This window comes from Leptospira gomenensis (assembly GCF_004770155.1).
GTDB classification, from domain to species: Bacteria; Spirochaetota; Leptospiria; order Leptospirales; family Leptospiraceae; genus Leptospira; species Leptospira gomenensis.
Map to the genome: position 1 here is coordinate 29,426 of NZ_RQFA01000020.1, position 20,640 is coordinate 50,065.

Sequence of the window (20,640 nt, forward strand, 5' to 3'; positions counted from 1 at the left end):
TAGTTTGTCCGATAGTTACAGTAGTATTATCGGATTCCGATTCGTATGTTATTACTCAGTCTCTTTCATCCGACTCTGCTCTGGTCCAATTTGTTGTTTCGTTGGAAAAGGAAACTCGCACGCAAACGTGTTTTTCCCGTCCTGATTTTTCCGGAAGGTTCCTTGAGTTTGGAACGACTTCGGGTTCTTGCAAAAATTTCCTCTCGATCGAAAAATTCTCCGTCCATTCCTGTTTTTCTTTATGCGAACTCCGTCTCTCGGTCTTCGGATTTTCTTTCGTCGGAAGGATTTCCCAAAGGAGAAAAAATTCTTCCGATCTTCGTGGACTTCGGTTCTCTTTCTAAGGACGAACAAGGTAGGGAGTTCGGGGAACAAGTTACGTATCTTCTCGAAAAATTAGGAGATCGTTTTGCGGGTCTTTGTTTTTTGGAAACCGGAAAACCCCAAGCAGGGATCCAACGATCCGGGAATCGGACTTGGTTGTATCATCATTCCGCGTTGGTAGTCGAAATCGCCGGGAATACTTTCAAAGTTCTTAAAAAAGATCTGCCCGAAGTAAGAGGGGAGGAAGATTCGGTTTCCTGGATTCCGTCCGGTCTCCTTGAAAACAACTGATCGAAATTGATCGAAGCAGTTTTCGTCGCGGCCGGGAAGTTCGTCCTTTTTACAAAAACGGGATTCGTATTAAATATTACCCGGATTCAGTATTTTAATTGAAGTTTTTTTTATACCATTCTTGATAGATAAAAATTTTGCCATAGGCAATAAATAAACGCAGGGATCTTCTGCATGATCGAGAAACGAATCAACAAATTCGGGGAAAACGGAACCTTCGCCACGAAGTCCATCCCCAAAGGAACTCTGCTGTTCAGTTACAGCGAGTGGATCGAGGACGAAGAGTTCGGGTGGAAAGTTCTGACAGTCGAGGAAGCCGAATCTCTTCCCGATTCCGAAAAGGATATCTTCATGAAATACGGTTATGACGTGGACTTCGGATTGGTTACCGGACCGACCAGCGAACAATACGTAATCAATCACTCCAATTTTATGAATCATTCCTGCGATCCCAATATGTGGTACGACCAGGACGACAACATCGTCGCCAAAAGGGATATCGTTGCGGGCGAGGAATTGACGATCGACTACGCGAATTTCATCGTGAACTTCGATCAAACTTTCGAGTGCGGTTGCGGCGCTTCCCACTGTAGAAAATCCATCCGGAAAGACGACTGGAAACTTCTCATCAACGAGTATCACATGAACTTTCCGAAATTCATCCAAAAAGAAATCAAAAAACTCTACGTCAAAATTCCGGTTTAGAAGAAAAATCGAGAACGGATCATTTTCTCACTTTCATGATCTTCTCCAGGATTCCTTTCCCCGGAAATCCTGGAGAATCTTCCGCTACGTTAGAATTCGTGCTACGAGCGTTTTCTATGGAATAAAAGACGTCCGGCTCCACACTTTTTACGATCTCCATCGCCTTTTGTATTCTCCTTCGTTTCAAAACCGTAAAGACGATTTTGACCGGCCCTCTGCTGCCTTGTCCGTTCATCGTCGTGACCCGATATCCGGCGTCGGAGAGTTTGTCTGCGATGGCTTCTCCGTTTTCCGGGGAGATGATCCGCAATAACGAAAAACCGAGGGCCAGCTTTTCTTCGAGAATCATTCCGATGAAGGTTCCCGTAGCAAAACCTCCCGCGTATGCGAGATAACAGAATACGTTGTTCAGATTTCGGATGACTTGTGTGATCACCACGACCCAGAGTAATACTTCCAAAAAACCCAAGGAAGCGGCCAGGACCTTTTTTTCGCGCGTAAGTAGAATGACCCGGATCGTTCCGATGGAAACGTCGGTCACCCTCGAACAAAAAATAAAACAGGGGAGGAGAACGTAGTCGAAAAGGGGATTCCCCGGAGTAGGAAAGCTGAAGTCCATAGCCGCAAACATCGCACGCGGATCTTAGGTCGTCGAGTAAAATCGGCCGCCGTAAATCGGCGATTCTCGTTCCGTTTTCGTCGATCGAAAGCCGAACCGAAAAGCGGGGATTTTCGAATAATATTAGAATTAAATAAAATTATTATGTTTATTCGAGCTTAGATGTTTTTTATCAGCCAAAATCCGGTCAGAGCCGACCCAATACCTCCGAAGATACTGAAAAATATGTATGAAATAAATAGTATATAGTTACCGGTTCGTAACATCTGAAACGTTTCGAAGGAAAAAGCGGAGAAGGTGGTAAAACCTCCGCAGATTCCGGCGGTCAGGAATAATTTCCATTGATCGTTAAAAGAAGGGAAACGATCGAAACCGGCGTAAACGGTTCCTATGATAAACGAGCCGATAAGATTCGCGATGAGGGTTCCCCATGGCATCGTAATTCCGGAAACCGAACCAAATTGGGATTGTAGAATATATCGTAAGGCGCTTCCTATTGCGCCTCCCAATCCGATCCATATCAGTGTTTTTTCAAAGCTCATAATAATTCTAAAACATTCCTACAATTATGAAGTAACAAAAAGTATTCCGTATTTGTAGTAGTTCCTACCAGATCGGAAGCGGAAATTTTAATTGTAAAGCTCGCAATTTTCTGATATGGAAAATCTCCCCGTGATGTCCCACAAGCCCGCCTCCTCCACCCTAACTCGGGTGGGGGCCGCCGCGTTTTACAGGAGGCTCTGTAGGAATTCCGGCGTTTCGTTCTTTGAAATAACGGTAAATCTGATACGAGCCGACGCAAAGAGTGACGAAGGAATCGTCCACTGGACCCGGGACGAAATTCGGAGCGATCCAATAAACGAGAATGATGAAGAGCGGCCAGAAAATTCTAACCGTTTCGATCGGTTTTGAATCCTTGATCGCAAACCAAAGACCGAGAATCAAAGCGACAACCACCGAAATTACGATTCCGCCAAAGAGAAGAATATGTTTCCCTGCAAGTAAGGTCCAATCCGCAATCGACCGAGCCTTACCGTAGTCTTCCTTAAGAAGGAAAATCGTAACTCCGACCGCAAGAAAAAACGTAATAAAGGGAGTCAACATTCCCCAGAGGCAACCGTATTTTATTTTTCCGGAAACGTCCGACATGACGGTTCTTCTCCTCTTGTCCGTTCCCGTTTAAGAAACAAAATATTCCATTTTTATAATGTTTTTAAATACGCGAGAATGAACGGTTCTATGTCCCCGTCCATCACGGCCGCGACGTTTCCGGTTTCGTGATCCGTTCTATGGTCCTTTACGAGGTTGTAAGGATGGAAGACGTAACTGCGGATTTGCGATCCCCAGGATATGTCCTTTTTTTCGCCGGATTTTTTTTCCAACTCTTCCTTGGCTTTTTCCTGTTCCATTTCGTACAGTCTTGCCTTTAACATCTTAAAGGCGGTATCCCTGTTTTTGATCTGCGATCTTTCGTTCTGACACGCGACCACGATCCCGGAAGGTAAGTGCGTGATTCTCACGGCGGAGTCCGTCGTGTTTACGTGCTGTCCTCCGGCGCCTGACGACCGATAAACGTCCACGCGGATGTCTTTTTCCTCGATCTTAATGTCGATATCGTCGTCGATCTCGGGACTTACGTGCACCGAAACGAAGGACGTATGTCTCCGTTTATTCGCGTCGAAGGGCGAGATACGAACGAGTCTATGTATTCCGTTTTCCCCTTTTAAAAAACCGAACGCAAAATCGCCTATTACGTGTAAGGTGGCGTTCTTGATTCCGGCGCCGTCGCCCGCTTGGATGTCTATTAGGGAATATTGATATCCTTTTTTTTCGAAATAACGTGTGTACATCCGTAGGAGCATTTCGGCCCAGTCCTGACTTTCGGTTCCACCCGCTCCCGGATGGATGTTCAGAAACGCGGGTTTAAGATCCTCGGGATTTTTCAAAGCTCCGAGTAATTCCAGTTCCTCGAACTTTTCCTGAAGTCTTTGGTATTCCGAGGAAAGTTCCCCGACTCCGCTTTCCCCTTTTTCGTCGAGGGTAAGTTCTACTAAATCAGGAAAATCTAATATATCCTGTTGGATCGTAAACCATGGCGTGAGTTTTTTTTCGAGTTCGTTCTTCTTTTGACTGACGACGCGGGCTTCTTCGGGATTATTCCAGATATCGGGGTCCTCCGCTTTTTCTGTTAGCGCCTTAAGACGATCCTTGTCCTGTTCCAGGTTCAATAACTTCCAACGATTTAGAAAATTCTCCTGTAATTCCTTGGACACCCTTTTGAGTTCTTTTGCTGATTTGACTTCCATACTCTTTGCTTTTTGTCGATTTGACGATTACCGGTTCCTTTCAGACGAAGACGAATGCGGGTTATTGAAATAGAAAATCCTCTTTTTTATCCCGTTCCTGCTCCCAGGAAAAAACCGTGTCTCGCAACTGGGGAGTGTTTCCTTCCACCGTTGCGACCAAAACGTATTCCTCCTTTTTTCGGAATTCTTCCGGATTCTTTTTTAAGATCAGTTTTCCGGAACGGATCAAATCGAGTATATGCGTTAAAAACGGATCCTTTTCGGTTCGGTAGAGTTCCTTCATCGCGGTATAAAAGGGTGTGATTCCCTTGTGGAACCAATCCACCACTTCGTTTTTACCCGCGGGCCAGAGTTGGTTGAGATGGATGGTTTCCTCGCGGAGAAGCGATTTTCCTTGAAAGGGTTTTTGAAGATGTCTGCACTGGAAGTAGAGTTCGTGATTGATCTCGCGAGGAAACGTTTTCCCGTAACCGGAACCGATCCATTCGATCCATGCTTTTTTTTCCTTGGCAGGAAGGGAAGGGATCAACGCGAAGAGATAATTCTGATTTCTGAATATTCGAGAAGTTGAAAGATGATCCAGGATCTCGTAGGGAATCATATATTGTCCCTTTTGCCATTCCAAAACGACCGGGATCTTTTCTATATCGAGATATTCCGTAGGAGTTTCCAGTCCCACCACGTCTCCGAACTGAGTGAGAATATAAATAAACGATAATAATTCCTGACGATTCATCTTCCGAATGAGGGCGTCCGGGTCGAGATTCCGATGCAATGCGTGTCTCAATAAATTGTATTGTTCCACGGGAAATTGTCCCGGAGAAAGAATGATCCCGAGAAATTTTTCCATCTTTCTCAGGCTATGACGATCCACGAGATCTAAATTTCCGGAAATCAAAAACGGCATAGGTTAAAGCGCTCTGTGTGCGATGTCTTTTCTAAAAAATGTTTTGGGAGCCCGGATTTTTTCCAGGAGGGAATAGGCTTGGGAAACCGAACTCTTTAGATCGGAACCGTAGGCCACTACTCCGAGAATTCTTCCCCCGGATGAAAAAACTTTTCCATCTTTTTTTAGAGTTCCCGCATGAAAAAGATATGTGTTTTGACCAACCGTTTCCGGAAGATCCAACGGAATATTTTTTTCGTAGGAATCGGGATATCCTTGCGCCGCAAGAACCACCACGGTCGCCGCGCCCGGTTTTACGGAAGCCTTCACGTCTTCGATTTTTCCGGTAGATGCTTTATAAAGAAGTTCTAATAGATCTCCGTCCAACATGGAGAGCACACATTGTGTTTCCGGATCTCCGAACCTACAATTGAATTCCACCACTCTCGGCCGGCCTTCGGACGATATCATCAAACCTGCATATAATAATCCGCGATACGGATGTCCTTTTTCGCGGAACGTCTCGAACATCGGATCGAATATTTTTTTTCGGACGACGGACAACACTTCTTCGGTTACGATCGGAGCGGGGCAATACGCTCCCATACCTCCGGTGTTCGGTCCTTGATCCCCGTCATATGCTCGTTTGTGATCCTGAGCGGCAGGGAGAAGGAAATAGGATTTCCCGTCGGAAACGGCGAAGATGGACGCTTCCTGGCCGTCCATAAACTCTTCGATAACAACCTGTCTGCCGCTTTCTCCGAATTTATTGTCCTCGAAAATCTCCTTGAGCGCGTTAACCGCCATTGCCCTGTCAGTGGCCACGGTCACACCTTTGCCGGCGGCCAGTCCGTCCGCTTTGATGACGATCGGGAGCGGTTTCGACTCTATATACTTTAAAGAAGTTGAATATTCGGTAAACGTTTTATATTCCGCGGTGGGGACGTTCGCTTCGGTCATCAGCGATTTCGCGAAATCCTTGGAACCCTCGACTTGGGCGCAATAGGAATCGGGACCGAATACGGGGATTCCGAGTTCTCCCGCCCAATCCGCAAACCCGGCCACGAGAGGGTCTTCGGGACCTACTACTACGAAGTCGAAGGGATTGGATTTCAGAAAGGTTTGGACCGATTGTTTGGATAAAACTTCGAAAGATCCGCTCTGAAGAACTTCCGAATCGGGGAATCCGCCGTTTCCCGGATAAACTTTGAGTTCGCTTAACAAAGGAGATTTACGAAGGTGAAAGGCGATCGCGCTTTCCCTTCCGCCCGATCCGATCAAAAGTACTTTCAACTTAGCCTGCAAGATTTTGAATCCCCTTCTTCAGAACTTCCACCTTGTCGAGGAAGGTTTTGAGTTTTTCCCGTTCCTTTTCGATCACGTCGGGAGCGGCCTTAGAAAGGAATCCGGGGTTTGCCAGTTTGGCCTCCAGTTTTTCGCGTTCTACTTCCGCCTTTTGTAATTCCTTTTCGAGACGCGCTTTTTCCTTTGCGACGTCGATCAATCCCGCGAGAGGGAGGACGACTTCTCCCTTGCTGAAATGGGAAACCGAATCCGTTTTTTGAATCTCATACGTCGGTTCGATGTTGACCGATTCGAGTCTCGCGAGTTGCAAAAGCGAAACTTCGTTTTCACGGATCGCGGCCGAGCCGAGTTCGTCCGATGATTTTATGATCGCCTTACACTTCTTATCCGGAGTGACTCCGTTCTCCGCGCGCAATACGCGTATTTTGGTGACAATTTCCTGGAGAAGATTGAGTTTTTGAACTCCTGGCGAATCCTTCGAGATCGGATAACTTTCCGGATAGGGCGTTACCGCGAGAAAACGATCGGAGAATACGGAATGGACCTCTTCGGTTAGGAACGGCATAAACGGATGAAGTAGACCCAGCGCGCGTGTGAGGACATCGACTAACACTTGTTTGGCGACTTCCGCGGAGCGTTCCGTGACTTTTCCGTACGCCCTAGGTTTTACGAGTTCGATATACCAGTCGCAGAAATCACCCCAGACGAATTCGTAGATGGCCGAGGTCATTTCGTAAAAATGAAATTTGGAATGAGCCTTGTTATATTCCTCGAGGCAGTGATTGAACCGGGAAAGGATCCATTCGTCCATCGGTTCCAAATCGTTTTCGATTTCGGTCGTTATTCCCGTAGGAACGAAATCCTCCTCGAGGTTCATGAGGATGAACCGGGATGAATTCCATATTTTGTTGCAGAATGAACGATAACCGTCTAACCGCGATTCGTCGAAAAGTATGTCTTTTCCTTCCGGTAGCGTCGCCGCGAGAAAAAAACGGAAGGAATCCGTTCCGTATTTCTCCATCATCACGAGCGGATCGATGACGTTGCCTATCGACTTGGAGAATTTTTTTCCGTCCTTGTCGCGGACCAATCCGTGTATTAGTACTTTATGAAACGGTGGAGCTTCCATAAACTTCATTCCCATCATGATCATTCTGGAAACCCAGAAGAATATGATGTCGAATCCGGTGACGAGCACCGAAGTAGGGTAATATCGTTTCAGATCCGCGGTTTGTTCGGGCCAACCCATGGAGGAAAACGGCCAAAGTTGGGAGGAAAACCAAGTGTCCAATACGTCGGGATCGGGTTCCACTTCTTTGCTTCCGCAGGAAGGACACGTTGAAACGTCGGTTTCAGAAACTTCGATGTGTTTGCAGGTTTTACAATGATACGCGGGAATCTTATGACCCCACCAAAGTTGTCGGGAGATACACCAATCCCGAATGTTGTTCATCCATTCGAAAAAAGTTTTTTCCCACATCTTGGGGACGAATTCCACCTGACCCGTTCGTACGGCCTTTACGGCGAGATCGGCTAACGGACGGATTTTTACGAACCACTGCGTGGAAAGATACGGTTCGATCACCGCCCCTCCTCGGGAATTGTGTCCCACTGCGTGCACGTGGTCTTCGATCTTTTCGATCAAACCTTTCGCTTCCAGATCCGCCACGACTTTTTTACGGGCTTCGAAACGATCCAAACCTTCGTAGGCGCCGGCGTTTTCGTTCATGGTTCCGTCGGGATTCATCACGAGAAGAGGTTTTAATCCGAGCCTTTGTCCGGCCTCGAAGTCGTTTGCGTCGTGTGCCGGCGTGATCTTTACGAGTCCGGATCCGAATTCCTTATCCACGAACGAATCGAACAATAACGGGATTCGTCTGTCCGTCAAAGGAAGATCCAAGACTACGTTCTTCAATGACGCATAACGTTCATCGTCGGGATTGGCGCAAACGGCGACGTCGCCTAACATCGTTTCGGGGCGAGTCGTCGCGACGACCGCGTAACGATCCTTTTGTCCGTGGATCGGATATTTGATATGATACAACTTTCCTTTGGTTTCGCGGAATTCGACTTCCAGATCCGAGATCGCCGTTTGTGAAGCGGGGCACCAGTTGATGATTCTTTCTCCGCGATAGATCAAACCTTCGTCGTAGAGGGATTTAAAAACCTTGAAGACGGCCTTGCTTAGGCCTTCGTCGAAGGTGAATCTTTCCCGCGTCCAATCCACGGATTCGCCTAACAGCCTCTGTTGTTTTACGATGGTGCCGCCGGAGTGTTCCTTCCATTCCCAGACTTTTTGTTCGAATTGTTGTCTGGTGAAGTCGGTTCTTTTTTTTCCTTCTTTGGCGAGTTCGCGTTCGACGACCATTTGTGTCGCGATTCCCGCATGATCCATTCCCGGAAGCCAAAGGGTGGACTTTCCCTTTTTGCGTTCGATACGGATCAGTATATCCTGGATCGTATGATTGAGTGCGTGGCCGATATGAAGAGAACCCGTTACGTTGGGAGGCGGGATCACTATGGAAAAAATTTCTTCGGAATTTTCGTTCGGTAAAAAGGATTTTTTCTCTTCCCAAAGAGAGATCCATTTACTCTCTACTTCTTTCGGTTCGTAACGATCGCCTATCTGCTTTTTCATGGCCGTAAAAAACAGGTTTTCCTGCTTTTGCCCAAGGTCAAGAGGATTCAAACCGAACCGACTTTTCGACGCGAAAAATTGGCGAACGTTTTATTTTTTGCGGCGCGTATTTTGTCTCAAAGCGCTTGCTGATGAGGAGCCGATTTTGCCCGTACGCTTAGAAACGTTTTTGCCGATCAAGATACTCGTCTTCGCTTTGAGCGCCGACTTTATCATAGTTTGGATTTCCTTGAGAGGAAATCGAGCGTCGTCCGGTATGTCGATACAGGTTTTTCCGTAGAATAGATTTGGAAATTTCTTTTTGACACTTTGCAGATGATACGGATCGCAGAGATGGATCGAGATCCTATTTTTTTGAGCGCCCAATCGGATCCAGTTTTTTCCGAGTCCATAGGCGGGCATTCCCTGTTTCATAAACTCCTGGATTTCGGGAAACGTATCTACGATCCAGGAGCGAAGAACGAGAAATCTTTCTTTGCGCGGCTCGGGTTGTGTCTCGATATAATCGCGGATCTCCGAGGACATAATAAATTTCGGAATCGGAATGAAAGAAAAGAGATACATTTTTGGATTCGCAGAAGCGGTTTTATCCCAATGGAAAACCTATTCCCGCTTTCCTCCTTTTTTCTTCGAAGCCGTGGATTCTGGATCCTCGTTTGATCCTGAGTTTTGTTTTTCAAATTCCTGGGCGAAGGTTCGCAGTTTCAGCGCGGCCGAAATCATTTCTTCTTTCGAAAAGGGAAGTTTGGGTGCTTTTTTTATTCCTAAAATTTTGGAGAATATTTCGTAGGAGTGGACGCTGTTTTCGTAGATCGATTCAGCGCTCACGTCTCCGATTCCCAACATAAAAAAAGCGAATCTTTCGTTTTGAACGTAACTCATCGCCAATATCGATTCGGCAAGAAAGGGAGCGGGCATATCGACGTTGAAGGAGCCGTCCTTTTGTCCCTCAACGATCAGATCGGACATGAAGTCGAGATCCCTTTTGAAAATTTCCTTTTCCAATTTCGATTTGAGGGTAAGGTTTTGGGGAAGATACAACGCCTTTATGAAAAAGAATATCATCTCCGGATTTTTGTCCATCCAGTCGAAATGAAGTTCCTGTATTATTTTAAGTTTATCTAATGTGTTTTTCGGTGTTCTGGATTCTACGTTTTGCAGAAGTTCTTTGGTCAATTCGTCCGACATCGTTTTGATCAGTTCCATCAAAAGTTCTTCTTTGGAATTGAAGTGGTGATAAAACGTGCCTTTGGCGATTCCTAACTCGTCGATGATATCCTGGACGGAGGTCGAATCGTAGCCCCGGGAGAAGAAAAATGTCCGCGCGCAAACGAGGATCTCCTCCTTGGTTTCTTTGCCTTTTTGTTTGTTTTGATTCGGCTTTTGCATGAGATTTAATTTAGACCGACCGTCGGTCTATTTTCTGGGGAACGTGGATTTTTCGTCAATCGAAAATTGGGAAATGTAGGAACTCCTAGGTTTTACGAGGGAATCATCGTAAAACCCAGCAATTGCGGGAACTACCGCGTACTCTTTGGAGGAATTCCCGTTGGGCAAGTTGCCGTAAAAGCCCCCTCACAATTACCGCAAAAGACAATCCTGCACTTCGGCGAGCAAACGAGGATAACCGCTCCCGTCTATCGTCACCGTGCTCCGTCGTAGTTCCGAGGTTTGACCGAAACGATCCGTTCCCAATTCTCCCGCAAACGGAATTCCGAAGTTTTTCTCGGCCAGTTCGGAAAGTGCGGTGTGAATCGGTCCGATGGAAAAGCTGGAAACTTTTTTTTTCAGAAATACCGCTTCGAACAACGATTGGCCGAAATAACCGGCGAACCCCGAAGATCCGGAGAGAAGTTCCCGGAAACGGAACGAGGAAATGCGAGAACGATGTTCGACGAGCGGAGAACGCGGTTCCGCACCTCCGACCCGCACGATTTTTTCGACGTTTTCCGAGGAACGGAGACGTTCGAGATGGACGTCCAACGTTTCCGTTTCCGAAACGCGCAGGTTGCCCGCATAACACAATAAATACGATCCGTCCTTAGGTTCCGTCGTCTTTAATCTGGGGGGAATCAGGATTCGATCGGGAGAAAACGGAATTTCAGAATCGGGATGGGGAAGGGCATCGTAAATCCGATATCTTCTTCGCTCCGGGCCGAAGTGATCGATCAAGAATAGTTTCGTTTTTGAATATTCGGGAATTGGAATGTCTCTGGAATCGACCACGATGAGATCGACTTCTCCGTCCGGGGGAAATTGGCTTAAACGTATCGTTTCGTATCCTTCGGAGGAAAGTAGAACGAAAAGAATGCGGGTCCTTTCGAAATGTCCGCTTCCGAAACGTTTCGGATCTCCGGCTAAAATTCCGATCCGTTTCCGTTCGTTCGATTTTTCCTCGGGGATTCGGAATCGAATCTGATCCACGTCCGAGTTCCCGAGGAACCATTCGGGATGTTTTCGATACGCCGTCGCACAATCCTCGGCTCCGAAAAACGTATGTCCGGTTTCCATATTTCCGAGGATAAGATTTACGGTTTCCCGATCCTTCGGTTCGTCCACGGTCAACCGTAATTCGGGAACGATTTTTTTATCGTCTTCGCTTAACAACGGAGCGAGTTTTAGGATTCTAAAGCGGTCCGGATTTTCCTTGATATGAAGACTAACGTGTTCCCTGTGTCGTTCCTCCAAATTGGCGGGAGCCCATTCCAACGCCCTTCGGGTAAAAATTTCTCCGCCCATACCGAGCGGCAGTCCGTTAATCGAAGCGAGGTCGGGAGTCGCATAAACGAAAGCCTCCAAAAGTTGATCCAAGTGGAGGGTGTCGTAAAAAGGATTATCGCCCGTTAGGCGAAGAATCCATTCCGCTTCGAAAAATTCCGAGGCGCGTATATAACGTTCCCGTACGTCGGTCGCGTGTCCGCAAAAATGCGTGTATTTCCTTCGTTCCAGAAATTCCCGCAATTCTTCGTCCTCTTCGGGAATCAGATAAACGATCCTTTCCTCCGGAAGAACCGATACGATTCTTTCCTGAATACGATCGATCAGCGTTTTCCCCGATCCGTCGGGATATTCCGCAAGAACCTTTCCGGGTAATCGTGTGGATCCGGTACGGGCCTGGATAAAGGCGAATATTTCGGGCGTATTACGCGTTGAACGTATACCACTCATCGCAGCTAAGACAAGGAGCGCCCGTCGTTTCGTGTTGTCCGTTTAAGGAACGGGAAAACGATGGAAGTCCTTTACGCCAAATATCTATTAGATTTTCTTTATGTAGGTTTCCGAGTTCTTTACCGGGAATCTGTCTACATACGGATACGGTTCCGTCCGAGTTCACGTATAAATCCCGGTCTAGGTGCCAGCAGAACTCCCTCTGGATCGGAGTCAGATCGCTCGTTCTTTTTTCCGGCATCAATCCGGCGAATCGATTGTATTTTTGTAGTACGATTCCGAAGCCGCGCTTTTCGGTTTCGCCCACCCAGGTTTCCACTTCGTCCTCGGTTTCCTGGATCTTTAGAAATTGAAGATAAATCCTTTTTTTCGGAAATACGTTCTCGAGTTTTTCAAGATTGGAAAGTACGGTTCGTAGTTCTTTTTTTCCGTAGAGGGATCCGTATCGTTCCGGATCGAGTGTCGTCAAGTTTACGATCCAAGTGATCCGCTCCTTGTCCTGTGCGTTTATGGTTTCCAAATATTTCAGGACCGTTTCGAGGTCCGAGTACAACGCGGTTTCCACGATCAATTCCTGCAACATCGGAAATTTTAAGGAAGTCGATAAAAGCGAAACGAAGTCGGGATGAAGCAAGGGTTCGCCCGATCCTCCGAAACAAACGGTATATTCGTCCGAAAAGGATTCCTCCCGTTGTGCGAGAAGTTTTTCGAGCAAATCGACCTCGATCCTGCTGCCGTCCTTTTTATTATCGCCGTATTGTCGCGGACAATACGTACAACTCAATTCACATCCTCTGTAGATCTCCAACTCCAAATAGGTAGGTCCCGTTCTGAATACCTCCGGTTTGTTTTGAATCCACGGAAGGATTTCCGAATACCTCCAATTCTCCTTGGAACCTATAAATCCCCGCACAAGATTGAGGGAACGTCGGTTTCTCAGGGAAAAGTCGAGACGGTATTGTCTCAAATCGGGAGCGTGATAAAAAATTTCCACGTCGTAGTGATTGATGTTTTTTAAAAGATATTCGTGCGCGCTCGTTTTTAGCTCCGAGGGAAGTGCGTTTACGAATTCCCGTGAAAGGATATACGGCACAATTCCTACGGGTAGATTTTCGCTGTAGGAATATTGGGAAAGATATCGGTCGTGTCTTTCATACAACTCCTGCGAAAGCGCCGGGTCCAAACACGGAAATAATCCGGTGAAATAAAAAAACGAAACGTCGTCCCAGTCGGCGTCTCCGGTTCTGGACGGAGGAAGAGAAACCGCGACTTTTTTTAAAAATTCGGATTCGGAAGAAGTTTCTAAGATTTGAATATTCAAAAAATTGTATGTTTTGGGATCTTCCGAAAGGGGCCATACGTTGAAATCCACCCTGGAACCGGGAAGTATTTCGGAAATGCGCGATAAGGAAAGACGGACGAGGTTTTCCTTTTCTTCGGAAGATAGGGAAAGCAGCAGTTTTTCCGTCGTTGAATCCAGAAATACGGCGGAATGGGTGATCGGAAACTTCATCGTTCGAGTTTATTATCGGCGGAAATTCAGACTTACCGTATTCAATTTCAATCCACGTTGAAATTCTCTTCTTTCGTGGGAATCTTATTCTCTTTTTTATAAGCCTCGTCGAATATCTGGATCGGAATTTCCGTCCTCGCTTCTTTGAGCCATTTGTGGAAGGTTTCCTCTTCTTTGTCCCGATAGAGTATGTTTTGGATTCCCCCGCGAAGGTTGTCCATCGGAGTGGGACGTTTTCCTTCTATTTTCAAGATACAATAGCGTTTGCGTTCGTCGCGGAACACTTCGGACAAACCTCCGTTGGGCAAAGGCGCCGCGATCGTCGCGGTGATCTTGCTGTATTTGTAAAGATCGAAGGAGGAGATCCATTCCACCATTCCTCGTCTGGACCGCAACGCGGGATCGTTCCGGGGAGAACCGGCGATCAGAGAAAAGGAAGAAGGATCGGCGAGGACGGACTTTCGTATTTCGGAAACTTCCTTGTAGATCTTGTTTTCTTCCTGCACCGAATCGTTTTCGGGAGCGACCGCGATGATCCTGTAACGGATTTCGAATCCCACCTTGTCCTTGTTTTGGTTGTACCAACTTCGGATCTCCTGTTCGCTCGGAGGAGGTACGGCGATCTTCAACTGCAGAAGTTGTCCTTTTTTGATCTGATACGGAAGTTCCGTGACCCAGAGTTCGAACGGCATTCCCGAAGAGGATTCCATCGCTTTTTCGAATTGTTTGCGACTGGTCGTTCCCATGACTTCCATTCTTTTTTCGATTTCGGAATCCACTCTTTGTTCGTTGACCTGAATCGATTCCTCTTCCGCGACCACGTCCACGATCGCGCGGTCGATGAGAAAATCCAAGATCCGAGTCCGGAGCGATTTTCTCATATCCTCGTGTTTGAGATGTTTTTGAAGTCGGTTGTATTTTTCCGCGGCGTCGTCGAGATCGAGTTCGGAAATGGAAAGGGTCCCGACCGTCGCGATGACCCGATTGAGGGATTCCGCCGTGGAAACCGGCCTTTGAATCCATAAGAATACGAACAATCCGCCGAAGAAAAAGGCTTTTGTGCGTGTTCGATTTGAATTCATCCGAGTCTCCCAGCGAATATCTTCGTTCTGTAAGATCCTCCGCGTGTTCTCTCGGTTCAACCGTTTTTCTCGGAGAAACCTTTTAGTTCGTCTTAAACTTGTCCACGAGTTGTCCCAATTGTTCGGCTTGTCCGTGCATTTCTCCGGAGAAGGAAGTGAGGTCGTCGGCCCCGCTTGCGATCTCTTGGGTTCCGTCGGAAATACTTACGATCGTTTTGGTGATTTCGTCGGTGGCGCGTTTTTGTTCGAGAACGGCTTCTTCGATCTGAAGACTGAACGTCATGAGTTCGTTGGCGCTTTCCGCGATTTCTTTCGTGTTCTCTTCCTGCGTTTTTACGGAAGATAATACGTTCTTCGCGTATCGATCGAATTCTTCGACTTGTTCCCTGAGTTTTTTCAGAACGGTGGACGCTTCGGAAACTTTCGAATTTCCGTTTAGGACCGCGGTGTTCGTGGAGTTTACCAAGGCTCCGATTTCCTGAACGCTCGTCGATGTTTGTGAGGCGAGTTTTCCGATCTCTTCGGCGACGACGGCGAATCCTTTTCCCGCTTCTCCGGCGCGCGCGGCTTCGATGGCCGCGTTGAGCGCGAGCAGATTCGTCTTTTCGGAAATTTCGGTGATGATGGAAAGAATTTCCGTGATTCTGGAAGCGCTTTCTCCAATGGCGCCCATCGCGTTCGTGGAGGCGATCATCGCGTTTTCTCCGGTGATTCCTTGTTCCTTGGATTGTGCCGCGAGTTGGACGAGTCCCTGCATCTCGTTGTTGATGTTCACGATCTGTTCTTTGAGACGTACGACGTTGGAATCGATTTCCTTCATGCTGGATACGGCTCTTTCCATCGACGTACCGACGTTTTGCGCGGAGGCCGCCAGTTCTTCGACGGCCGCGGAAGATTCCTCCGCTGCGGACGCTTGTGTTTGTGCGACGTCCGAAAAACTTCTCGAAGATTCCGCCATCTTTTGCGAAGTGTTTTTCAACTTGGAAGCGGAGGCCCCGATTTCGCGGACGACACGAAGCAGATTTTCCCGCATGAGATTCATGGATCCGAGCAATTTTCCGATTTCGTCTTCGCGGTCGTGTTCCTGCGTCGCGACGAGATTTCCCTTGGCTATCTCTTCGGAAAATCCGATGGCTTTTAAAAGTCCGGTGGAGATCAGTTTCTGGAAGATGAAGTTCAGACTGAAAAGCACCGCGACCAAGATGACTAACGTGGTCGCCAGACTTTTGAAGACGATTCCGAGGATATCGTCGGTATAGATCGAATCGGGAATGCTGACCTGCATCACCCAGAATCTTTTTTCCTTTCCGATATGAAACGGGAAGAAGTAGTTCGTATGTCCGTTGGAGTCGGTAACGAACTTTTCGCCGGCCTGACTTTTTCCGAGATAGAGATCCAAATCCTCCCGGTTCGGAATCGATTTTCCCACAAGAGACGGGTCGAAGCCGTTGACCGCATAAATCCCCTTAGGTGAAACGAGAGCGACGTATCCCTGATTGCGGAAGGGTTTCGTATCGCCGAGGAGTTTCTGCAATTCCTCCAATTGATAGTCGAGTCCGGCCATTCCGTAGTATCTTCCCTCCGCGCTGATCGGTACGACGAGAGAGATCATGAGTATGCTGATTTTCCCTTCGATTTCGTAATAGAAGGGATCGGTAACGTGGGGAGAGTTCGTTTTTTTGGGAACCTGATACCATTCTCCGTCCGGTCCGTCGCTTTCGTAGAATTTACACGGTTCGAGAACGATATCGTCCACGGTTTTTCCCCGGTGAAGATACGGTAGAAATCTCCCGGTCGAGTCGTGTCCCTCGGTGTTCCTATAAAGAGCGTCCTTTCCGTCGAAGGCGTTGGGTTCGTAAGCAACGCTGGCCCCGTATATGTTCTCGTTTCGTTTTAATATTTCGCGCAACGAAGTGATCACCTGACCGCGTGTTGGCGTCGCGAACATCAACGGAAAACGAAATCCCCGGATCAAAGCCATCGTGGTATCGAGGTAATCTTTGACTTCGAAGGTCCAACGTTCCGCGGTAGTTTCCGAACTTGTCAGGACTTCCTTTTTGAGATTTTGGTACGCGGTGTAGGAATTGATCCCCGCGAGTACCGTGAATCCGATAAAAAGAACGATGGAAAGATAGAGTGAAATTCGAAATCGAATGCTCATGGCCGGACTCCGGATCTATTACTTGATAAACAGGAAAAGAAGACTAAAAGACAATGGGACGAAATGCACGAGCAAAATATCGCCAACTTATAAAAAAATAACCGTTTTGCAGGAGTTTGGAGTGATTGAAATTTCGAAACCATCTATGTCGCCTTTTCGGGGAAGGTTTACGATTCGAGGATGAACGGATGATGAAAGTAAGAAAAGCGAGGGAGTCGGATCCGCAGCTTCTTACGTTCGAAATTCCGCGGATCGAAATCTAATTTTGGTCGAAGGTATTGTCGAGGGTTACGAGTAAGGGGAGATACGCGTAGGAAACCCGCCGCTTCGATCCTCGTCGCAAAAATACATTTGTGTTTTGCAAAAAAAAGCGTTCTCCGATCGATCGAAGCCCGCGGTTTTTTGGCGGTCGGGTTGTCGAAATCGATTACGCGGAAAGACCGAACACCTCGTGGATTTTATTGACCGCGGTTTTCGCCTGATCTTCCGGAATGACGCAGGAGATTTTGATCTCGGAAGTAGAAATCATTTCTATGTTGATTCCGTTGTCGGCGAGGGCCTTGAACATTCCCGCCGCGACTCCTACGTGCGATTTCATTCCGACCCCGACCGCGGAGACGATGGCGATGTTTTCGTTGATCTCCGGATCTTTCGCGTTTTGAGTTTTGGAAAACGATTCGAGGATGGGTTTCGCCTCGGCAACGTCCTTTTTGGGAATGGTGAAGGAGATCGTATTGATTCCGTTATGCGGAGAGGATTGAACGATCATGTCCACGAGAATGTGTTTGGAACTCAATTCCCCGAAAAGACCGGCGGCTAACCCGGGTTTGTCGGGAACTCCCGCGATGGTGATTCTTGCTTGATCGCTTTTTGCGGTGACTCCGCTGACTTTCAGTTTTTCCATAATTTTGTCCTCGCTTACGACGAGAGTTCCTTGGTTTTCGTTGAAACTGGATCGAACGTGTATGACCACGTCGTAGTTCATTCCGAGTTCGACGCTGCGGGAATGAAGCACTCCCGCTCCCAAACTCGCAAGTTCGAGCATCTCTTCATACGTGATTTGTGAATGTTTTTTTGCGTTCGGAACGACTCTCGGATCGGCCGTATAAACTCCGTCCACGTCGGTGTATATCTCGCATTCTTTCGCGCCCAAGACGGCCGCGATCGCGACGGCGGAAGTGTCGGAACCTCCTCGACCCAGGGTCGTGATATTTTCGTCCGCGTCGATTCCCTGAAAACCGGCGACGATGACGACCTTACCGTCCGCCAAGGAAGCGTCGATTTTGGATCGATCGATCATTTTGATCTTTGCATTCGAAAAATTTCCGTCGGTAAGTAATTTGATCTGCGATCCGGTGAAGGAAGTTGCGGGAACTCCAATTTCCCAAAGCGCCATGGCCAAAAGTGCGGTGGAAATCTGTTCTCCCGTGGAAAGCAACATATCCATTTCTCGTTTGGGAGGATTTTTTGAAATTTTTCCGGCGAGGTCCACGAGTTCGTCGGTGGTATGTCCCATCGCGGAAACTACCACGACTACGTCGTTGCCTTTTTCTCGATAGGATTTGATTCTTCTTGCAACGTTCTGGATTCTTTCCGGAGTTCCCACGGAAGTTCCGCCGTATTTCTGAACGATGATATTTGCCATAACCTACCGGTCATCTTTTTCCTTCGGGTCGGGGGATCAAGAGAATTCGATTTCGCTTCCCCGATTTTGGAAAGAGGATTTCATTCTCACGGAATCTCTTAAAACTGACGAAAGTTTTATCGATACCTCGGGATTTTCGTTTTAGGACGAATTCCGTTCGATCCTAAAGAAGCAAGTATGTTCAGCGTTATCGATTGGTTTTTTATCTTATCGTATTTGTCGTTCGCGTTCGCCGCGGGAATTCTTCTTTCACCGAAAGCGGGAAAAAGTCTCTCCTCCTATTTCGTAGCGGACCGCAAACTTCCCTGGTGGTGGCTCGGAACTTCGATGGTGGCCACGACTTTCGCCGCGGATACGCCGCTCGTAATCACCGGGTTCGTCGCCGCGGACGGAATTTCGGCCAATTGGTTTTGGTGGAGTTGGGCCATCGGTTATATGGCTATGACCGTTTTTTTTGCGGGTAAGTGGAGAAGGGCCGAAGTTCTCACCGACGTGGAATTCGTCGAACTCCGATACGGGGGAAAACCGGCGGTCGTACTCCGGATGGTCAAAGCGTTTTATCTGAGTATATTAGTAAATTCGATTGTACTCGGTTGGGTTTTTAAGGCCATGTCCAAAATCACGGGGCCGTTTTTGGATTGGTCCCAACTTCTTGGACCGGAGGCGTTCGCGGTCGTTCGGGAAGTCTGGCCTTCTTTTCTAATATTCGATTCTTTGAATAATACGATCACGGTTTTGATTCTTTTCGTCGTCGTCGTGGTTTACAGCAGTATGGGCGGGATCCAAGGAGTGATTCTCACCGATCTCGTGCAGTTCGCTTTGGGAATGGGCGGTGCGATTCTTTTTGCGGTGTACGCGGTTTCCAGTCAGGGCGGAATTTCCGGTCTTCTCGAAAAGATGCACGCGACCTATCCGGATCAAAGCGAATCGATCCTCGGTTTTTGGCCCGACTTTCGGGATGCTTCGTTACCGTTTTCCGTTTTTCTAATATTCATTTTCGTACAATGGTGGGCGCAGTATTATTCGGACGGTTCGGGTTATTTGGCGCAGAGGATTCATACCGCGAAAAACCCTGCGGAGGCAGAAAAGGGTTCGCTCTGGTTTAACGCGGCCAACTTTATCATCCGGACCTGGCCTTGGATTCTGACCGCGCTGGTAACTCTCGTAGTATTTCCGTTAGACGATCCGACCCGATATTTTACGGAAGGGGAGTCTGTGCGCGGCGATCGGGAAATGGGATATCCGGTTTTGATGAAGTTGATTTTACCCAGCGGGGTTTTGGGAATCGTGTTCGCCAGTTTGATGGCTGCGTTCATGTCCACCGCGGACACGCATATCAATTGGGGCGCGAGTTATCTCGTGAACGACTTTTATCTCAGATTCGTAAATCCGAAGGCCGACGACAAAACCCTTGTTAGGGTGAGTAGAATCGCGGTCGTATTGATGTCGATGATCGCGATTCTGGTCGCGACGCAGATCTCTTCGATCGCCAGCGCTTGGAAATTTCTTTTGGCGTTCGCGTCGGGGATGGGGCTTCCGCAGATTTTACGATGGGTTTGGTGGAGAACCAACGCTTGGACCGAACTTTCCGGAATGATCACCGCGCTTGTGCTTTCCCTGATATTGTATCCGGCGTTTCCCGAGGTCCGATCCGAATATCTTCTTTGTTGTGTCGCCCTCGGATCCGTCGCGGTTTCGATAACGATCACGTTGCTCACACCTCCGGTTCCCGCCGAAACTCTGGATAGGTTCGTAAAAAGGGTGGAGCCGTTCGGATTTTGGAACGGGGCTCAAAGCAGGGAACGTCTCGATGAATTCCGTTTTAAAACGATATCTTGGGTCGTCGGAACGAGCGCTTTGTTTTTCGGAATGTTTTCGATCGGATATTTTTTCCTGCTTCAACCTTGGCAGGGGCTCGTTTGTCTGGTCTCTTTTTCCCTTTTGGGAACGTATTATTGGAGACGCGAATTCGGAAAAGATAAAGAATTATAAAATAT

17 protein-coding genes are annotated in these 20,640 nt (G+C 47.7%); 3 read left to right on the top strand and 14 right to left on the bottom strand.

Features of this window, described 5'->3' with window-relative positions:
* Window positions 1-45: 45 nt before the first annotated feature.
* A complete protein-coding gene (locus EHQ17_RS03960) occupies window positions 46-615 on the top strand; it encodes a hypothetical protein (RefSeq protein WP_135590880.1) in 570 nt (189 codons plus the stop codon).
* A 174-nt stretch (window positions 616-789) separates the two neighbouring features.
* A complete protein-coding gene (locus EHQ17_RS03965) occupies window positions 790-1,320 on the top strand; it encodes an SET domain-containing protein (protein WP_135590881.1) in 531 nt (176 codons plus the stop codon).
* A 19-nt stretch (window positions 1,321-1,339) separates the two neighbouring features.
* Here the strand turns inward: EHQ17_RS03965 and EHQ17_RS03970 are convergent, their stop codons facing one another.
* The 14 genes from EHQ17_RS03970 to EHQ17_RS04035 all read right to left on the bottom strand — a co-directional run bounded on the left by EHQ17_RS03970 (window position 1,340) and on the right by EHQ17_RS04035 (window position 18,643).
* Window positions 1,340-1,939, bottom strand: coding sequence for a DUF2179 domain-containing protein (locus tag EHQ17_RS03970; RefSeq protein ID WP_135590882.1), 600 nt, complete (start codon window positions 1,937-1,939; stop codon window positions 1,340-1,342).
* 158 nt (window positions 1,940-2,097) lie between these two features.
* Window positions 2,098-2,481, bottom strand: coding sequence for a fluoride efflux transporter CrcB (gene crcB / locus EHQ17_RS03975; RefSeq protein ID WP_135590883.1), 384 nt, complete (start codon window positions 2,479-2,481; stop codon window positions 2,098-2,100).
* Between the two features lie 160 nt (window positions 2,482-2,641).
* Complete coding sequence (locus tag EHQ17_RS03980; protein ID WP_135590884.1) at window positions 2,642-3,088, bottom strand: hypothetical protein; 447 nt, start codon at window positions 3,086-3,088, stop codon at window positions 2,642-2,644.
* Window positions 3,089-3,141: 53 nt separating this feature from the next.
* Window positions 3,142-4,245 (bottom strand): peptide chain release factor 2, encoded by a 1,104-nt coding sequence (gene prfB / locus EHQ17_RS03985; RefSeq protein WP_135590885.1) that lies wholly within the window; start codon window positions 4,243-4,245, stop codon window positions 3,142-3,144.
* Window positions 4,246-4,306: 61 nt separating this feature from the next.
* Entirely contained in the window at window positions 4,307-5,152 is an 846-nt protein-coding gene (locus EHQ17_RS03990) for a hypothetical protein (protein ID WP_135590886.1), read from the bottom strand.
* 3 nt (window positions 5,153-5,155) lie between these two features.
* Entirely contained in the window at window positions 5,156-6,436 is a 1,281-nt protein-coding gene (gene purD, locus EHQ17_RS03995) for a phosphoribosylamine--glycine ligase (RefSeq protein ID WP_135590887.1), read from the bottom strand.
* On the bottom strand, window positions 6,426-9,074 hold the full coding sequence (locus EHQ17_RS04000) for a valine--tRNA ligase (protein ID WP_135590931.1): 2,649 nt from the start codon (window positions 9,072-9,074) through the stop codon (window positions 6,426-6,428). The genes purD and EHQ17_RS04000 overlap by 11 nt, the downstream gene beginning before the upstream one ends.
* Window positions 9,075-9,164: 90 nt before the next feature.
* On the bottom strand, window positions 9,165-9,599 hold the full coding sequence (locus EHQ17_RS04005) for an iron chaperone (RefSeq protein ID WP_246057377.1): 435 nt from the start codon (window positions 9,597-9,599) through the stop codon (window positions 9,165-9,167).
* A gap of 78 nt (window positions 9,600-9,677) precedes the next feature.
* Window positions 9,678-10,463, bottom strand: a complete 786-nt coding sequence (locus EHQ17_RS04010) for a TetR/AcrR family transcriptional regulator (protein ID WP_135590889.1) — start codon at window positions 10,461-10,463, stop codon at window positions 9,678-9,680.
* 192 nt (window positions 10,464-10,655) lie between these two features.
* Window positions 10,656-12,242: a cytidylyltransferase domain-containing protein gene (locus tag EHQ17_RS04015; protein WP_135590890.1), complete on the bottom strand. Its 1,587-nt coding sequence runs from the start codon at window positions 12,240-12,242 to the stop codon at window positions 10,656-10,658.
* The gene (locus EHQ17_RS04020; RefSeq protein ID WP_135590891.1) at window positions 12,217-13,755 is read right to left on the bottom strand and encodes a spiro-SPASM protein; all 1,539 of its coding nucleotides are present in this window, start codon (window positions 13,753-13,755) and stop codon (window positions 12,217-12,219) included. Before EHQ17_RS04020 ends, EHQ17_RS04015 begins: the two co-directional genes overlap by 26 nt.
* A gap of 47 nt (window positions 13,756-13,802) precedes the next feature.
* On the bottom strand, window positions 13,803-14,837 hold the full coding sequence (locus tag EHQ17_RS04025) for a putative peptidyl-prolyl cis-trans isomerase (RefSeq protein WP_135590892.1): 1,035 nt from the start codon (window positions 14,835-14,837) through the stop codon (window positions 13,803-13,805).
* An 82-nt stretch (window positions 14,838-14,919) separates the two neighbouring features.
* Window positions 14,920-16,998, bottom strand: coding sequence for a methyl-accepting chemotaxis protein (locus tag EHQ17_RS04030; protein ID WP_135590893.1), 2,079 nt, complete (start codon window positions 16,996-16,998; stop codon window positions 14,920-14,922).
* Window positions 16,999-17,425: 427 nt separating this feature from the next.
* Window positions 17,426-18,643, bottom strand: coding sequence for an aspartate kinase (locus tag EHQ17_RS04035; protein WP_135590895.1), 1,218 nt, complete (start codon window positions 18,641-18,643; stop codon window positions 17,426-17,428).
* 177 nt (window positions 18,644-18,820) lie between these two features.
* Here EHQ17_RS04035 and EHQ17_RS04040 point away from each other — a divergent pair, with 177 nt between their 5' ends.
* On the top strand, window positions 18,821-20,635 hold the full coding sequence (locus tag EHQ17_RS04040) for a sodium:solute symporter family protein (protein ID WP_135590897.1): 1,815 nt from the start codon (window positions 18,821-18,823) through the stop codon (window positions 20,633-20,635).
* Window positions 20,636-20,640 lie beyond the last annotated feature (5 nt).

Coding starts and splice junctions, on each gene's coding strand:
- EHQ17_RS03960 (WP_135590880.1), top strand. CDS start 46: ATGTTATTACTCAGTCTCTTTCATCCGACTCTGCTCTGGTCCAATTTG.
- EHQ17_RS03965 (WP_135590881.1), top strand. CDS start 790: ATGATCGAGAAACGAATCAACAAATTCGGGGAAAACGGAACCTTCGCC.
- EHQ17_RS03970 (WP_135590882.1), bottom strand. CDS start 1,939: ATGGACTTCAGCTTTCCTACTCCGGGGAATCCCCTTTTCGACTACGTT.
- crcB (WP_135590883.1), bottom strand. CDS start 2,481: ATGAGCTTTGAAAAAACACTGATATGGATCGGATTGGGAGGCGCAATA.
- EHQ17_RS03980 (WP_135590884.1), bottom strand. CDS start 3,088: ATGTCGGACGTTTCCGGAAAAATAAAATACGGTTGCCTCTGGGGAATG.
- prfB (WP_135590885.1), bottom strand. CDS start 4,245: ATGGAAGTCAAATCAGCAAAAGAACTCAAAAGGGTGTCCAAGGAATTA.
- EHQ17_RS03990 (WP_135590886.1), bottom strand. CDS start 5,152: ATGCCGTTTTTGATTTCCGGAAATTTAGATCTCGTGGATCGTCATAGC.
- EHQ17_RS04000 (WP_135590931.1), bottom strand. CDS start 9,074: ATGAAAAAGCAGATAGGCGATCGTTACGAACCGAAAGAAGTAGAGAGT.
- EHQ17_RS04005 (WP_246057377.1), bottom strand. CDS start 9,599: ATGTCCTCGGAGATCCGCGATTATATCGAGACACAACCCGAGCCGCGC.
- EHQ17_RS04010 (WP_135590889.1), bottom strand. CDS start 10,463: ATGCAAAAGCCGAATCAAAACAAACAAAAAGGCAAAGAAACCAAGGAG.
- EHQ17_RS04015 (WP_135590890.1), bottom strand. CDS start 12,242: ATGAGTGGTATACGTTCAACGCGTAATACGCCCGAAATATTCGCCTTT.
- EHQ17_RS04020 (WP_135590891.1), bottom strand. CDS start 13,755: ATGAAGTTTCCGATCACCCATTCCGCCGTATTTCTGGATTCAACGACG.
- EHQ17_RS04025 (WP_135590892.1), bottom strand. CDS start 14,837: ATGAATTCAAATCGAACACGCACAAAAGCCTTTTTCTTCGGCGGATTG.
- EHQ17_RS04030 (WP_135590893.1), bottom strand. CDS start 16,998: ATGAGCATTCGATTTCGAATTTCACTCTATCTTTCCATCGTTCTTTTT.
- EHQ17_RS04035 (WP_135590895.1), bottom strand. CDS start 18,643: ATGGCAAATATCATCGTTCAGAAATACGGCGGAACTTCCGTGGGAACT.
- EHQ17_RS04040 (WP_135590897.1), top strand. CDS start 18,821: ATGTTCAGCGTTATCGATTGGTTTTTTATCTTATCGTATTTGTCGTTC.